This is a genomic window from Gallibacter sp. Marseille-QA0791 (assembly GCF_965119705.1).
Classification (GTDB): domain Bacteria; phylum Bacillota; class Clostridia; order Peptostreptococcales; family Anaerovoracaceae; genus Lentihominibacter; species Lentihominibacter excrementipullorum.
Genome location: NZ_CBCPMH010000001.1, coordinates 255682 through 271902, shown reverse-complemented (window position 1 = coordinate 271902; position 16221 = coordinate 255682). Strand labels below are relative to the sequence as shown.

The 16221-nt window shown below is 49.6% G+C and carries 16 protein-coding genes; 5 read left to right on the top strand and 11 right to left on the bottom strand.

From position 1 onward, the window contains the following. Positions 1-73: 73 nt before the first annotated feature. Positions 74-1216 (bottom strand): THUMP domain-containing class I SAM-dependent RNA methyltransferase, encoded by a 1143-nt coding sequence (locus tag ACQY69_RS01340; RefSeq protein ID WP_428257974.1) that lies wholly within the window; start codon positions 1214-1216, stop codon positions 74-76. Continuing rightward, the gene (locus tag ACQY69_RS01335) at positions 1213-2235 is read right to left on the bottom strand and encodes a rod shape-determining protein (RefSeq protein WP_428260987.1); all 1023 of its coding nucleotides are present in this window, start codon (positions 2233-2235) and stop codon (positions 1213-1215) included. The genes ACQY69_RS01340 and ACQY69_RS01335 overlap by 4 nt, the downstream gene beginning before the upstream one ends. 181 nt (positions 2236-2416) lie before the next feature. Between ACQY69_RS01335 and spoIIID the strand changes: the two genes are divergently transcribed. Next, a complete protein-coding gene (spoIIID, locus tag ACQY69_RS01330) occupies positions 2417-2671 on the top strand; it encodes a sporulation transcriptional regulator SpoIIID (protein WP_428257973.1) in 255 nt (84 codons plus the stop codon). A gap of 59 nt (positions 2672-2730) precedes the next feature. On the opposite strand, the gene ACQY69_RS01325 is transcribed toward spoIIID, so the two are convergent. Next, entirely contained in the window at positions 2731-3318 is a 588-nt protein-coding gene (locus tag ACQY69_RS01325; protein ID WP_428257971.1) for a hypothetical protein, read from the bottom strand. A 25-nt stretch (positions 3319-3343) separates the two neighbouring features. After that, positions 3344-4948, bottom strand: coding sequence for a CTP synthase (locus ACQY69_RS01320; RefSeq protein WP_428257970.1), 1605 nt, complete (start codon positions 4946-4948; stop codon positions 3344-3346). Positions 4949-5149: 201 nt separating this feature from the next. On the opposite strand from ACQY69_RS01320, the gene ACQY69_RS01315 reads away from it, so the two are divergent. Then, on the top strand, positions 5150-5398 hold the full coding sequence (locus tag ACQY69_RS01315; RefSeq protein ID WP_428257968.1) for a hypothetical protein: 249 nt from the start codon (positions 5150-5152) through the stop codon (positions 5396-5398). Between the two features lie 378 nt (positions 5399-5776). Here the strand turns inward: ACQY69_RS01315 and ACQY69_RS01310 are convergent, their stop codons facing one another. The 6 genes from ACQY69_RS01310 to ACQY69_RS01285 all read right to left on the bottom strand — a co-directional run bounded on the left by ACQY69_RS01310 (position 5777) and on the right by ACQY69_RS01285 (position 12047). Beyond that, on the bottom strand, positions 5777-6907 hold the full coding sequence (locus ACQY69_RS01310; protein WP_428257967.1) for an LPXTG cell wall anchor domain-containing protein: 1131 nt from the start codon (positions 6905-6907) through the stop codon (positions 5777-5779). Positions 6908-7160: 253 nt separating this feature from the next. Beyond that, a complete protein-coding gene (locus ACQY69_RS01305; protein ID WP_428257965.1) occupies positions 7161-8549 on the bottom strand; it encodes a DNA-methyltransferase in 1389 nt (462 codons plus the stop codon). Further along, positions 8546-10321, bottom strand: a complete 1776-nt coding sequence (locus ACQY69_RS01300) for a YgiQ family radical SAM protein (RefSeq protein ID WP_428257963.1) — start codon at positions 10319-10321, stop codon at positions 8546-8548. Before ACQY69_RS01300 ends, ACQY69_RS01305 begins: the two co-directional genes overlap by 4 nt. Before the next feature lie 448 nt (positions 10322-10769). Then, positions 10770-11222, bottom strand: coding sequence for a GatB/YqeY domain-containing protein (locus tag ACQY69_RS01295; RefSeq protein ID WP_428257961.1), 453 nt, complete (start codon positions 11220-11222; stop codon positions 10770-10772). 34 nt (positions 11223-11256) lie between these two features. Continuing rightward, the gene (gene rpsU / locus ACQY69_RS01290; RefSeq protein WP_022146591.1) at positions 11257-11436 is read right to left on the bottom strand and encodes a 30S ribosomal protein S21; all 180 of its coding nucleotides are present in this window, start codon (positions 11434-11436) and stop codon (positions 11257-11259) included. Between the two features lie 131 nt (positions 11437-11567). Beyond that, entirely contained in the window at positions 11568-12047 is a 480-nt protein-coding gene (locus tag ACQY69_RS01285; protein WP_428257959.1) for a hypothetical protein, read from the bottom strand. 265 nt (positions 12048-12312) lie between these two features. Between ACQY69_RS01285 and nadA the strand changes: the two genes are divergently transcribed. The 3 genes from nadA to nadC are packed head-to-tail and all read left to right on the top strand — an operon-like array spanning position 12313 to position 15446. Continuing rightward, positions 12313-13221 carry a quinolinate synthase NadA gene (nadA, locus tag ACQY69_RS01280; RefSeq protein ID WP_428257957.1) on the top strand — a complete coding sequence of 303 codons (909 nt, stop codon included), beginning with the start codon at positions 12313-12315 and terminating at the stop codon, positions 13219-13221. A gap of 36 nt (positions 13222-13257) precedes the next feature. Continuing rightward, the gene (locus ACQY69_RS01275) at positions 13258-14595 is read left to right on the top strand and encodes an L-aspartate oxidase (RefSeq protein ID WP_428257956.1); all 1338 of its coding nucleotides are present in this window, start codon (positions 13258-13260) and stop codon (positions 14593-14595) included. Then, positions 14592-15446: a carboxylating nicotinate-nucleotide diphosphorylase gene (nadC, locus tag ACQY69_RS01270; protein ID WP_428257954.1), complete on the top strand. Its 855-nt coding sequence runs from the start codon at positions 14592-14594 to the stop codon at positions 15444-15446. Before ACQY69_RS01275 ends, nadC begins: the two co-directional genes overlap by 4 nt. Positions 15447-15497: 51 nt before the next feature. Here the strand turns inward: nadC and ACQY69_RS01265 are convergent, their stop codons facing one another. Beyond that, positions 15498-16220: a TIGR01906 family membrane protein gene (locus ACQY69_RS01265; RefSeq protein ID WP_428257953.1), complete on the bottom strand. Its 723-nt coding sequence runs from the start codon at positions 16218-16220 to the stop codon at positions 15498-15500. Between the last annotated feature and the right edge of the window lies 1 nt (position 16221).

Genomic DNA, 16221 nt, shown 5'->3' with positions numbered 1-16221 from the left:
TTTACTTGATTATAAGTGCTATGTAAATATGATATATATTATCTCCCGGAGGAGCTTTTTTATGTGAGATGCCTTATCTTCCCTCTAATGTCCTTCTCTGACCATGGAACTGGTAGTAACACGTTTCCAGCCTGCCGTTATACAGCTTCCTGCGCCTGTCGGCCTTCCGGCCCGCCACCCTTTCTTCCGCCTCCTTATCCGTCGTTATCATGAAGAGTGACCAGTCGGGATAATCTTTTAAAAATCCGCCAAGAGCCTTGTATATCTCCTTGATCTGTGCCTCCTCGCCTATCCTCTCACCATAAGGAGGATTGACGATGATGATACCGTTTTCTCCTGTGGGTTCCAGCTTCGCCACATCCTGCCGCCTGAATACTATGCAGTCATCGACGCCCGCCTCCTGAGCATTTTCCATAGCGGCTCTGACCGCTCTGCCATTTATATCGTATCCGTATATCTCCAGCTCTGCGTTATAGTCGATAGCCTGAAACGCCGCCTTCTTCTCCTCCCTCCAGATATCCTTTTCTATCAGCTCCCATTCTTCGCAGGCAAAGCTCCTGTTGAGCCCCGGCGCGATGTTCCTGCCTATCATGGCGGCCTCTATTGGTATAGTACCTGAGCCGCAGCATGGATCCACCAGTATACGCCCGGCTTTCCAGAAGGAGAGCTGTACCAGCGCTGCCGCCAGCGTTTCCTTTATAGGCGCCGCCACATCAGCCTGCCTGTATCCCCTCTTGTGAAGACCCGCCCCACTGGTATCTATGGTCAGTGTGACTCTGTCTTTCAATATAGTGGCCTTGACCGTGTACTGGGCTCCAGTCTCGGGGAAAGTCTCCACATCGTAAAATTCCTTCAGCTTTTCCACAATAGCCTTCTTGACGATCTTCTGACATGCCGGCACGCTGTGAAGCCTGGATTTCACCGATGTTCCCGTGACGGTGAACTTTCCGTCCAGCGGGACGAGCTGTTCCCAGTCCAGAGCCTTGGTTCGCTGGAACAGTTCTTCAAACTCTCTGGCCTCAAATTCTGCCATTTTCAGCAGTACCCTGTCGGCACTCCGCAGCCACAGATTGGATCTGACTATGGCTCTTTCATCCCCCATATAGGTCACCTTGCCATCCTCTGTCTTCAGTATCCTGTACCCCAGCTGCTCTATCTCACGCTTCACTACGGCCTCCAGCCCGAATGTGGCCGTCGCTATAAGTTCCAGTCTCATATATACGTCTCTCTCCTGTTCAAACTGTTCCTGCTTATCACATCTATGAATTTAAGCGCTTCACCGGTACCTCTCACTACACACAGATCCGCGTCGTCAGCTATTACCGTCCTGATCCCTGTCCGCTCCTCTATCCTCCTGTTCAGCCCTCTCAGGTGAGCGCCTCCGCCTGTTATGACGATACCTCGCTCACCCACATCAGCCGCCAGCTCGGGAGGCGTCTTCTCCAACACTCCATGAGTCGCCTCGCATATGATGTCCAGAGGCTCCTCCAGAGCCTCCAGGATCTCCTCTGACCTTACCTCTACTGTCCTTGGGAGGCCCGTCACAAGGTCTCTTCCCTTGCACAGCGTAATGAGCGATTCCTCCTCCGAAGATGCCATTCCGGCTTCCCGTTTCAACTTCTCCGCCATCCTGTCCCCTATGAACAGTCTGTACTTTTTTCTCATGTACTTGACGATGTGGTCGTCGAACTTGTCACCGGCCATCTTGACCGAAGTGCTTGTCACTATGCCGCCCATGGAAATGACGGCAATATCGGTAGTGCCTCCACCTATATCTATTATCATGATACCTTCCGGCGCGGTGATATCTATCCCCGCACCTATGGCTGCAGCCACCGGCTCCTCTATCAGATATACCGCTCCGCCGCCGGCCTGGAGCGCCGCCTCCTTCACCGCCCGTTTTTCAACCTCGGTGACTCCGCTGGGCACACATACCACCAGCCTCGGCTTGAAGAAACGATTGCCGCCGCATGTCTTCTTTATGAAATACTGCAGCATCTTTTCCGTAACGTCATAATCTGAGATCACACCGTCCCGCAGCGGTCTTACGGCGGAAATATTGCCCGGCGTCCTGCCTATCATCCGCTTGGCCTCGCTGCCAACTGCCAGTATTTCCTTGGTGTCCCTGTTTATAGCCACCACCGACGGCTCTTCCAGTACTATTCCTTTTCCGTCTACATATATGAGCACATTGGCCGTACCCAGGTCTATCCCCACTTCTTCATTGAACATCATATCATTAAAACGCGATATGGGAAACATCGCCTGCTCCTTTCATTTTATCAGTTATCGCTTAGTTTTACCACACAAAAGAAATTTACACCGAAAATCCAAAGCAAGTATATTTTTTAAATTCCGACATATATTGTTTTGACTGAAAAGTTAATAAATCAAGGGGTGGTGAACTGTCAATACTATGAAAGATTACATCGAGGAGCGGGTACTGGAACTGGCCCGCTACATCGTGGAGACCGGCGCGACGGTCAGGAGCACTGCGGCCAAATTCAGAGTCTCCAAATCCACGGTGCACAAGGATATCACCGAGCGGCTCCATGAGATCAATCCCGGACTTGCCGCTGAGGTAAAAGAGGTGTTGGACAACAACAAGGCTGAACGCCACATCAGAGGTGGTCTTGCTACCAGAGAAAAGTATTTACATAAAAAGAGATAAAAAGCAGGAGGCTGCCTCGTTCCCATGAGACTGCCTCCTTGGAATACATGACGCGAGCATTAACGTCTCCTCCCGGCCATCATATTGTCTATGACGAAAAGCAGGTAGCTTATACCCAGAAAGATGAACAACGTAGCGATCAGATTCATTCCCATCAGATTGAAATACGGGATGGTATCCATAGCAAATCCCAACCTGTTGACAATAAAGACGGCAATGTTGAAAAGCACTGGTATTATAGCCCATACGACCGGGCTGTATGCCGTAAATTCTCCTTTCCTGCAAAACAACAGATAATCAGCCAACGCCATCAGGGGCGCCACAAAGTATAACAGGTAACCCGCCACCGACAGCTGTTCCGGACGCGACAGCGCCGTCCCGAAATACATGAAATAGTAGACGATGAACGTTATCACCATGTAAATGGTCACTGCTCCCCTCAGCGCGCCTCTCTCGTATCCCGGTCTGGCTATTATCAGATATGCGAAATATATCAGTGCCGCGGCATTGGCTACCAGCGCGAACTCGCCCAGGACCGTTCCTATGATCGAACCGGTTCCCATCAGTCTCATCACTATCCCGGCTCCGCATACTATGATGAATATCACTCTGAATATGACCGCCAGCGTATTGTTCCTTATGTACATGTCCCTTTGATTTCCTCCTGTCGTCTTATCTTTTTCTGTTCTCGAAGGCGGACTTTATGAATTCTCTGAACAGCGGATGGGCTTTGTTAGGCCGGCTTTTGAACTCCGGATGGTACTGTACACCCACGTAATGCGGATGATCCTCCAGCTCGATGGCTTCCACCAGCCTGCCGTCAGGCGATGTCCCTGCTATCCTCATGCCGTTCCCTTCGAAGGCTTCCCTGTACTCATTGTTGAACTCGTATCTGTGTCTGTGACGTTCTGATATCTCTCTGGTACCATAGGCTCTTTCCATTATGGTCCCCGCTGTCACGACACACGGATAAGCACCCAGGCGCATAGTCCCGCCCTTGGGGATATCACCGTACTGGTCAGGCATGAAATCTATTATCTTATGATCGCAAGTTTCGCTGAACTCTCCCGAATCGGCATCATCCAGGCCCAGCACACCGCGTGCGAACTCTATGGCTGCGATCTGCATCCCCAGACATATGCCAAAATACGGTATCCTTTCTTCCCTGGCATACCTGGCCGCCGTTATCTTTCCTTCTATACCTCTGTCGCCAAAGCCGCCCGGGACCAGTATACCGTCCACATCACCCAATAGCTGTGAAACGGAATCCCCGTTCACATCTTCCGCTTCCACCCACTTGATGTCGATATGGCAACCGTTCTCATATCCGCCGTGCTTAAGGGCCTCCGCTACGGAAAGATAGGCGTCGTGAAGCTTGACATACTTACCTACGATAGCGATGCGTACGCACTCTTTTCTGGCCTTTATCCTGTCTACCATAGCTTCCCACTCAGTCATCTCGCAAGGCCCTGCGTTTATCCCCAGTTCCCTGCACACGATCCATGAAAATCTGGATTTTTCCAGCATCAGTGGCGCCTCATACAGGACCGGCAAAGTCTTGTTCTCTATGACACAGTCCGGCTTGACATTGCAAAACAGAGATATCTTTTCCGCAATGCCCTCATCGATAGGCTCGTCTGATCTCATCACTATTATATCAGGAGATATGCCCATTGTCCTCAATTCTTTTACCGAATGCTGAGTCGGCTTCGATTTATGTTCCCCTGAACTCTTCAGGTACGGTACCAGCGTGACGTGGATGAACAGACAGTTTTCCTTTCCCTGCTCCAGCGAGACCTGCCTTATGGCCTCGAGGAACGGCTGGCTTTCTATATCTCCCACGGTCCCGCCTATCTCCGTTATTATCACATCAGCATTGCTGGTCTTTCCCACATTGTATATGAAATCTTTTATCTCATTAGTTATATGTGGTATCACCTGCACCGTGCTGCCAAGATACTCCCCCTTCCTCTCCTTGTTGAGCACATTCCAGTATACCTTCCCCGTCGTCAGATTCGAATACTTGTTGAGATCCTCGTCGATGAATCTCTCATAATGGCCCAGATCCAGATCTGTCTCTGCGCCATCCTCTGTCACGAACACTTCTCCGTGCTGATACGGACTCATGGTCCCCGGATCTACGTTGATATACGGATCCAGCTTCTGAGCAGAGACCCTAAGCCCTCTGGCCTTCAGCAGCCTTCCCAGCGACGCTGCCGTTATCCCTTTTCCCAGTCCTGAAACTACTCCACCTGTAACAAATATGTACTTCTTCATGACTCCACCTCTTATCATCGCACACCAAGCCCACCGAAAATCATTTAAAAATGCGCAAAAAAGAAAAAAGATAAGGTCTCGGGCGTTTTGGGTGAGAAGGATAAACCAGACCCCAACTCATTGCCGTCTTCCTTATTCTCATATCTTTTGCGCACAAAAATTACTCTGATATTATAGCACCAAATGAATATGCCATGCAAGATGTTTTTTGTGGTAAATTGGCATGCGACTCCTGTGCGCGAGTCCGCGAGCCTTGTTGAGATACCTGGCAGACTTTCCCGACAAGCTTTCGTGGCAGGCTTTCGTGCCGGATTTTTACCAGCTTTAGAAAATCCGGCAGTACCGACACAAGCATTTGCCGAATTTCATGAAACAGACAATGATCCGGCAGTGTTGACACGAGTATTTGCCGAATACCTTTTGATCAAAGATCATCCGGCACGCAAATGAATATATCTGTTGATTTAACGACATCAAACCGCATTGCCCCGGAAATTTTTTGAATAAACTTGCCGAATTTTTGCTTCGCAAAGAGGATACGGCAATAGGCTTGCCGTATCTCTTTCAATAATCGAAAAGGCGGCAACAATTTGTGTCAAAGGTGCCGGATCTCAGAGAAAAAGTAAAGATCCGGCACAAGAGCCGCGAACTGGCTGGCCCATCTCTGTCAAGACCGTTAGTCACGCCGCACAGCCGAATGGAAAAATCAAAGAGGCCCGGATCATCCCTGCTGCTATGCTCCGAAGCCTCTTCAACATCCAGATTCCAGTTCTCAGCCCCTATCGCGCCGAGTCCTGTACCTCTTTTATCTCAGTTTTTCCCTGGATCCTACTGATTTGTTCTTCTCTTAACAGCTACAGCCGTTCCTGCTGCCGCGGCCAGCGTCAAGAGAGCCACAAACGGCAGCACATTGCTGCTGTCTCCTGTCTTCGGCTGTCCGTTGCCCTTGTCAGTGTTCCCCACAGCAGTACCATCCTGGCTGTCTCCGGTCGTCGGATCATCCGTGCCCGGCTCAGTAGGCTCTTCACCAGGTTCAGCGCCTACAACGTCAGTTGCAGACCAGCTTGCTATTCCGGCATATCCGTGGTTACCGCCGCTGACCGTAAGGACGATCTTCTTGCCCAGGTTATCTTCTGTTACAGTATAAACGGGCTCTGTCCCAAGAACAGTATCCGAATCTTCATAGGACCATACATAAGAAATATTCTCATCCACAGGATACGAACCTACCGTACCTTCGTCAACAGTCACATTGGCAGTAAGCTTTTGTCCCACCTGAGGTATCTCAACCGGAGTATATCCGTCAGTCCCGTCAACTACGCTGACACCCTGGATTTCAGGCTTTGCAGTATAGAGCACCAGATCTCTATCCAACTGATACGATGAAGGATCAGCGCCGCCTCCAAATGCCCACAGATATCTTACAACTGTCGAATCTTGAAGTTTCGCGAGTTCCCCCTCATCAGCGAATTCCAAAGTCTGTCCAAGCTCGGCGATTTCAAAGCTTGCACTGATTTCATCCGCTGATTTGGAAACGGTCCACTGATACGTATAGATTCCTGGTTCTGTTACCGTGATACTATCTGCTCCGGCAACGCCTGCCGACACAATGAAATCATCACCGCTCTTCTGAGTACATACTGAAAATTCAGTATTATATGTATCCGCATCAGTACCGAACCCCAAACTGATACAGAAAAGTTCGCCATGCTGATACTCTTTGCTCAGATCTACTATCGCCTCATACGTTTTCGTGCCATCGATAGCATCACCTCTGATTGCGTAGGTACTTGCTCCGCCTATTGCTGTATCCGGAATCGTTATCGTTTTTCCTACAGGCTCTATAGGCGTGTTGTTATCTCGTGTCGTCCATCCTTCCGTCACAGTCGCCGCGAAGGCAGTAGAAGAGAACGCGACCGTCATCAGCAGGGTCAATGCGATCACTAAAGCCTTTTTCATAATGTTTTTCCTCCTAGATCAATTTAAACTCGACATTGGCTTTTATCCCGTATATTATACCCCCCCCCTGTTTTATTTTGTCAATATATATATCTTGTAAAAACAATAGTTTTAGAATCAAAGCCCAATATTTTTCCTGGTTATAAAAAAATCCCGGAAATGTCATTTGACACATCTCCAGGACATTTTTTCGTCTTTTCATGTTTTGATAAGCTCCGGGCCCGCTTTGGCGTGAACGACCCGCACCTGTGTCTTATCTCCGCGCCACCGTCTCGAACCGGCCTCCGAACACATCGTATCCGACAACGCTGACGATCCTGCCGGCGCCATTTCCATCGGACGCAGCCTTCGATGCAGCCTCCTCGCAAGCCATCTGACAGCTCCGCTCCATCCCCGGCAGCAGAGCTGACGCTCTGTGGATCTGCCCGTCATGATCCCAGTCCACGCTCCAGCACTTCACCAGACACAGAGGATCGTCGGCCAGATACCGCTCTACTTCCGCCTGGACCTCACCGCCCCCGTAGCCTCTGCCCTCCGCTGTCACCAAGCCGCCGACGGGCAGTCTGTACCTGTCCAGCGTTACCGCGACCGGGCCTTCGCCGCCCTTTAACTTCACAGAGACCTCCGGTTTTCCCATCGCTTCTTCGCACCCTTCGCGATGCTCCCTTTCCACGACAAAACTCCCGCCTTTCAAAGCGCCTACACGCTCTATCTGAGATGCAGCCGCCAGACTGCTCTGGTCACACATGATCCAGTTCCTGCCGGTCTTTTGACACACTGTTCCCAAGGTCCCCGATCCCGCAAAAAAGTCAGCGCATATGTCACCTTCGTCGCTGCAGGCCTCTATTATGCGATACAGCAGCTTTTCCGGCTTCTGAGTAGCATAGCCGTTCCGCTCGGAGGAAGTCCTCCCCACCATGTCGATGCTCCACACATCCTTCATATTGACCATGGTATACCATCCGTTTTCATCCCTGAATTCCTCCACCCCTTTGAATCTGTAAGGCTTCATCTCCCGGTTATAGGATTTTTCCTTCAACGGCCTGAACTTGTATTTCTCCCCTCCGGCGTAGACCAGCAAATTATCGTGTTTCCTGGCGAAGCTTTTTTTGCTGGATCCGCCTGATTTATACGTCCATATTATCTCGTTTATAAAATTCTCTTCCCCGAAGATACCGTCCAATATCACTTTCACATAGTGGACTACATGCCAATCCAGATGGACCCACAAACATCCCGATTTTGAAAGCAGGTCTCTCATCATGAAAAACCTGGCGGTGAGCATGGCAAGATATCCAGCCAACCCGGATTTCTTCCTGTCGTCATATGCTCCCACCTTCAGCACCTTTGATGTCCCCAGCTTTTCGGAGCACAGCCTGAGGGACGCCTCGTATTTGCTGTTGGAAAAAAACGGCGGATCCACATAAATGAGCTGTATTTTCCCTTCCATGGCTCCCTCTCTCAGAAGATACGCCATGTATCGCAGATTGTCTCCGACAGCTATCCTGTTTTCAGCTGCTCCTCCATATTCTTCCGAGACCTGGAATTTCCCTCCATCGACAGAAGACAAGGCTTCTTCATATTGTCTGTAGCCTTCCCTGAAAGCTTCTCCGATCTCATCGAATCTAGCAGTACCTATCATTTGAGCAGCACCCCCATAAGATCCTGGCGCCCTGCTTTTTTCAGCGCCTTCTTCACCGTTTCCCTGTTCTCCTTCTTATTGAAATGCATCAATGCCCTCTGCATCCGCTTTTCCTCGACGTCCTTAGCTACATACACCTTTTCCATGGTAAATGGATCTCTCTCCGTATAATACATGCATGTGGCCAGCGTCCCTGGTGTCGGATAGAAGTCCTGTACCTGATCGGGGACGAATCCCGTCTTCTTCATGTACAGCGCCAGCTCTATGGCATCCTCCAGACTGCTCCCCGGATGGGATGATATGAAATAAGGGAGCATATACTGCTTCTTCCCGAGTCTCCTGTTTGTTTCCCGATATATCTTCCCGAACCGCTCGAACACCTCTATAGGAGGTTTTCTCATGTTTTTCAGCACCCGCTGTGATACGTGCTCCGGCGCCACCTTAAGTATCCCGCTGACGTGATGGCTGCATAGCTCCTCCATGAATCGTTCGTTCCCATCAGCTAACAGGTAGTCGTACCTTATCCCTGATCTTATGAATACCTTTTTGACGCCCTCTGCGTTACGAACAGCTTTCAAGACCCGCAGATACTCTTCATGATCTGTATCCAACTGCCTGCACGGTTCAGGATAGAGACAATCTCTGTTGCGGCACATACCATGCTTCCGCTGCCTGGCACAGGATGGATGGCGGAAATTGGCTGTAGGGCCTCCCACGTCGTGGATATATCCTTTGAACCCCTTCATCTTCGTCAGCTTTCTCACTTCCTCCACTATGGACTCCTGACTGCGGCTCCTGACCTCCCTGCCCTGATGATATGTTATAGCGCAGAACGCGCAGCCGCCAAAGCAACCTCTGTTGGCCGTTATGCTGAACTTCACCTCTTCTATGGCCGGGATGCCGCCGTCCTTCTCATAGCATGGATGATAATCCCTCATATAGTCCAGACTGTACAGCTCGTCCAATTCATCCCTTTCCAACGGCGGCTGAGGCGGATTCTGCACTACGAAATTGCTTCCGTCATACTTCTCTATGAGCCGGGTTCCTGTCACAGCGTCGTTGCTTCTGTACTGCATCGCAAAACTGCGGCAATATTCCTCTTTGGACGAGACGATATCCCGGAAATCCGGCAGGATCACATCGTCCTCCTGGATGCCCGGGTCTTTCATCCGTACACAAGTCCCATTTATCCACGTAATATCCCTGACATCTATCCCGGCATCCAGCGCTTCAGCGATCTCCACCATGGCCCGTTCACCCATCCCATAAATCAGTATATCGGCCCGGGAGTCCATCATTATGGAACGCCTTACCTTATCGTCCCAGTAATCATAATGGCCCAGCCTCCTGAGGCTGGCCTCCAGACCACCTATTATCACAGGCACATCCTTGTATGCCTCCCTGGCCCTGTTGCAGTAAACGATGACTGCCCTGTCGGGCCGCCTGCCCGCCTTGCCGCCCGGTGAATAAACATCCCGCTTTCTCCTGTGTCTGAAGACAGAATAGTGGTTTACCATGGAATCCACATTGCCGCTATTGATAAGGAAGCCAAGCCTGGGCTTGCCGAACCGTTTAAAATCCGAAAAGTCCTTCCATCCCGGCTGAGCCAGTATCGCCACCTTGAAGCCATGAGACTCCAACAATCTGCTTATGATGGCCGTACCGAAAGACGGATGATCCACATAAGCGTCTCCCGTCACCAGGACGAAATCAGCCTGCTCCCATCCCCTCGCTTCCATATCTCTTTTATCTATCGGTAAAAACAAATCCATCACCTGACTTTCCTGCCCTCGCTACATATATAGGATAATTGTGTCACTTCCATCAGGCAATGTCAACTGGCGTTTTTACGCAGGCAGCTCCAAAGCTTCTCACGCTGATCCCACAGCCAACAGCAAAAGTACCTACATTTCACGAAAAAAGAAAAATGTAGCTAAAATCCAATGGGGTTGAGCAATCCGGACTTTTTATGTAAAGGGCCGGGGTGGCCTTTTGCCGGCTTTAATGGACTCGTCATGGTCATGAGAGACCACGAACGTTGAAAATTTTATCTACATTCAATAAAAAAAGTAAAATATAGGTAAAAAACCGATAAGACCCGGTTGCCGCAGTATTTTCGATCCTCACAGAGCCGATAAAAACCGGGTTTTCTTTATACAAAAAAGCGGTGCCGATATCTTTCAATCAGCATCGCTCTTTGATCCTGTCCATATGTCATCGCTATCCAAGGAATCGCTCTACCGCTGCCTTTACATTGTTACCGTCCGCAACGCCTTTTACCTTAGGCATCGTCGCTCCCATGAGCTTGCCCATGGATGCCTTTCCGCTGCCTTTCTCTATACCCAGATCCGCCGCGGTTTTCTGGATCACATCCATTATCTCTTCATCGGTAAGCTGTTTAGGCATGTATTCCGTAAGGACTTCGATTTCCGCGTTATAGGCTTCTATGAGATCCGTTCTTCCGGCCGATTCAAAATCAGCGAGGGCATCTTTTCTCATCTTCACCTGTTTGGCTAAGATGGAGGCAATCCCGGCATCGTCGATTTCTTCCCTGTTATCCACTTCGAACTGCTTGATGGCAGCTCTTACGAAGCTTATGGTGTCCTTACGCACCTTTTCCTTGTTCTTCATCGCTTCCTTAAAGTCAGCGTTCAATCTTTCTTTTAAGGTCAATCAAAACACCTCTGATCTTTTAAGTCTGTTCCCATTAATACTTTTTAGCCTTCTTTCTAGCAGCTTCAGACTTCTTCTTTCTCTTTACGCTAGGTTTTTCGTAATGTTCTCTCTTTCTCAGTTCAGACATAACTCCATCTCTCGCGCAAGATCTCTTGAATCTCTTCAAAGCGCTTTCCAGGCTTTCATTTTCTCTGACTATTACCTGTGCCATTTCCCATTTCACCTCCTGACTTTACAGAAATCTTTGTAAACCTAAAAACGGCTCGCCTATAACGTTGCTATTATACTATTTTATGGGGATTTATGCAAGATTTTTTTATCTCAGCCGTCTTCCCTTTCTACTCACTTCTTATACACTTTTGCTGCCTCTGCTTTCAAATCATCAGATGACATAGTCCTCGTCCCCGCTCCGGTACATAACGCCTCGAAATTCTGATAGATGTGACGGGAAATTATCTCCTGAGCCGGTTTCGCGATCATCGCTCCCAAAGCTTTCGCGAGGAAATGTGTTCCTGTATTTATCTCTATCTCAAGGATCAGTTCCACACGTTCTTCCGCGATTTCCTTCAGTGTCAGGTATATGAAGTCATGGTTGCTCTTCTTATTGCTGGCGCCCTCGATGGTAACTCGTCTGTTTTCGTCATCAAACTCAGCGACATATTTCGTTTGAGAACCCGTCTCACTATTGTAAGTTTCCCACTCAGTCTCGGAGATATCCTTTATGACCGTTCCCGGCTCGACATCGAGCCGACTCGTCTGATGAAGCGCCTTCCATGCCGTTTCCGCAGAAAAAGGGAATTCTTTAGAGCTTCTGAGATCCATCTCGATCCTCCTCCCGTTCAACTTTTATCCTTATGTATACATGATACCACTGTAAGCGCCGGATTACAACAAGACCTTCGGTTTTCCACAAGTCTGACTGTATGAAGCAGATCATATCTCTTCTCCTCGCCCCCTCGATATGTCATGACACTATAAAAGACATTTGTCTTGTTAAATTCCGTCAAAAATGTTATACTCAATACAATTTGACATACAGCTCACCGACCGGCACACGACCGGTACGGCACAGCAAAGGAGTTTGAAAATGAATGAAAAAATCAATAAGATAGAAGCGCTCAAAAAAGAAAAAAACGCGGTCATCATGGCTCACTACTATGTGGCCGACGAAATACAGCAGCTGGCGGACTATGTAGGCGATTCCTACTATCTCAGTGAAACAGCCACAAAAGTGACCGCCGACACCATAGTGCTTTGCGGTGTCTCGTTCATGGGAGAAAGCGCAAAGATCCTCAATCCGGAAAAGAGAGTCCTCCTTCCGGACATGACCGCCGACTGCCCTATGGCTCACATGGCCGATGCTGATAAGATACAGACCATCAGGCAAAAGTATGACGATGTGGCTGTCGTCTGTTATGTGAACTCGACTGCGGAGCTTAAGGCCTGCAGCGACGTATGCGTCACATCATCCAACGCCCTCAAAATAGTAAGCTCTCTGCCCAACAGGAACATCTATTTTATCCCCGATACAAACCTGGCTCATTTCATCGCGGAGCAGCTTCCCGAAAAGGACTTCATATTCAACGACGGATTCTGCCATGTCCACCATAACGTGACGAAGGAAGAGGTATCCGCGTTGAAGAAAAGATATCCGGCGGCCATCGTCATGGCTCACCCCGAATCACGGCCGGAAGTCCTGGCTCTGGCAGACTATGTCGGAAGCACCTCCGGTATCATAAATCACGCGGCGAAGAGCGGCAGCAGTCAATTCATAGTATTGACCGAAGCGGGCGTCCTCTATGAACTGAGGAAAAACAATCCCGACAAAGAATTCTTCACCACCGAACCTCCCCAGATATGCTCCGGTATGAAAAAGATAACCCTGGATAATATCATCTCAGTCCTGGAAAACGACAATGAGGGCATTTCCATGGATAAAGCCCTGGAGGAAGCTGCCCGCAAGCCTATGGAAAGAATGCTCGAGCTGTCCATATGATCATATATATCAGATAGAAAGAAGGCGTTAACTGTCATGAAAAACAAATACGATATCATCATCGTCGGCACCGGTGTAGCCGGATGTTTCACCGCCCTCCACCTTCCCGATGACATGGATATCCTGATGATAACAAAAGGAGACCTGGAAGAAAGCGATTCCTTCCTGGCTCAGGGCGGCATATGCGTCCTGAAGGACGAAGACGATTATGACAGCTTCTTCGAAGATACCATGAGGGCCGGCCATTATGAAAACAGAGCCGAATCCGTCGACTTCATGATACGAAGCTCCCGGGACGTCATCGGGGAACTGATAGGATACGGCGTGGAATTTCAAAAGGATTCCGGTCACCTGGCCTTCACCAGGGAAGGCGCTCATTCCACCAACAGGATACTGTACCACGAGGATATAACCGGACAGGAGATCACCAGCAAGCTTCTGAACCGGGTAAAAGAAAAAAATAACATAACGATCCTCACCCATACGACCATGCTGGACATACTCTGCCGGAATGGATGCTGCGACGGCATCCTCATGGCTTCTCAGGAGGGACAGCTGGAAGCTGTCTTCGCCGACAACGTCATGTGGGCCTGCGGAGGGATAGGCGGGATATACGACAACTCGACAAATTTCGCCCACCTGACGGGAGATGCGCTGGCCATTTCTCTCAGGAGGAATATAAAGCTCAAAAACATCAGCTACATCCAGATACATCCCACCACGCTCTTTTCAAAAGATGAAGACAGGCGCTTTCTCATATCGGAATCAGTACGTGGAGAGGGTGCGCAGCTCTACGGCAAAGACGGAGATCGTTTCATCGACGAACTGCTGCCAAGAGACGTGGTATCCAATGCCATATTCCGTCAGATGGAAAAGGACGGTACGGATCACGTCTGGCTGTCCTTTCTCACCATAAAGGATGTAGATGTAAAGAAACGCTTTCCTAACATCTACAGCAAATGTCTGGAGCATGGCTACGATATCACCCAGGAATGGATCCCTGTCGTTCCCGCCCAGCACTACTTCATGGGCGGTGTAGATGTCGATCTCAACAGTCACACATCCATGGATCATCTTTACGCATCCGGCGAAACGTGCTGCAACGGAGTCCATGGAGCCAACAGACTTGCCAGCAATTCACTTCTGGAAAGCCTCGTCTTCGCCAGAAGCGCCGCGATCCACATCACGAAAAGCCGCACGGATGGCGCGGACGGGACAGACCGCTACACTCAATTCCTGGACATGACCACAGAGCAGCTTTCCGATATATACGACCTGGAGCTTGACAGATACAGCGATAAAGAAAAATATATGAAGGACAATAAGGAAAAAATACTCACAGCTATAGAAAACGATAAAAAGGAGTCAGCATGATAAACGATATAACTATGAAAAACAATATGGATCACCTCATACAGGCGGCTCTTAGGGAAGACATATCCTCCGAGGATATCTCCACAAATTCAGTAATAAAAGAACCGCGCCGCGCTTCCGCTCAACTCCTCTGCAAGGAGGATGGGATTATAGCAGGACTCGATGTATTCAGACGCGTCTTTCAGCTGCTGGATGCCGACACTACTGCAGACGCCTGCGTCAAAGATGGAGACCGCATCGCAAAAGGTCAGCTCATAGCCACAGTTACGGGAGACGCGCGAGCCATCCTGTCAGGTGAAAGGACCGCCCTCAACTTCCTCCAGCGCATGAGCGGCATCGCCACCTACACAAGATCCTTGGCTGATATCCTGGAGGGAAGCGGCACAAAACTGCTGGACACCCGCAAAACCACTCCTAATATGAGGATCTTTGAAAAATACGCTGTCAAGGTAGGCGGAGGATATAACCACCGATACAATCTGTCAGACGGCGTCATGCTTAAGGACAACCATATAAACGCCGCTGGCGGTATCACTCAGGCCATACAAATGGCCCGCCGATATGCTCCCTTCGTAATAAAGATAGAAGTTGAAACGGAAAACCTGCAGATGGTCCGGGAGGCCATCGATGCCGGAGCGGAGATAATAATGCTGGACAACATGTCTGTCGACGACATGCGAAAAGCCGTAGAAATGGCAAAAGGAAAAGCCGTGACGGAATGCTCCGGCAACGTGACAAGAGAGAATATCAAACAGCTGGCCGACATCGGTGTAGACTACATCTCCAGCGGCGCGCTTACTCATTCAGCTCCCATCCTCGACCTTTCCCTTAAAAATCTCAAACTACTTTGATATATCCGGACTTTTAACGCGCCTGTCCATCATTGATGTGCCGGCGCTTTTTCAATGCGCGTCCTCCGGCTCTCGCAACGCCCTTCTCCTATCCCGCTTCGAGGATCTCCTTGCTGCTATGCTCAAAATCAGCGATATCACCAGCCCTGCCGCGAATATCACGCCTATCCTCGCGGCCATGTCCGCAAACAGTCCTTCCGGCAGCATCCTTATCATGTAATCTTCCGCCGGATCGAATATCCAGAGGTCATTATCGAAGAACAGATGGTGGAACATCACGAATACCGCGTTGAAATCCACCAGAGCCATGACCCCTGCCACTGCCAGGGACAGTCCCACCGCTGCCAGCGCGATCAGATATGAGGACGGTAATATCCTCCTGACATCTGCTTTCATCAACAGGAGCAGGATGATGCATACGACCATCGACACGCAGGCTCCTGCCCTGATGGCCATGCCTCCCAGAAAGAGTCCTCTCACCTCAGACATGTGGAATCTGTCCTGCTGATTGAAGAAATCCTGCCGTTTGCCGTCCACGTCTGTGACCACCGACAACGTCTCTCTGTCACCCCTGAGGTAATCCATCATCTCATGAGTGACATACATGGCATCATCCATGGTCATATCCAGTTCCGAAAGCACATCGTATTTCTCATATTCTCTCTCATATACGTCAAAATCCGAGTATATAGCTATTTCGCAGCTGGTAAACAACAGCGCGGCTATCAGAGAAAATGAGAATATCATACCTATGACCCAATGAACCACCTTCATG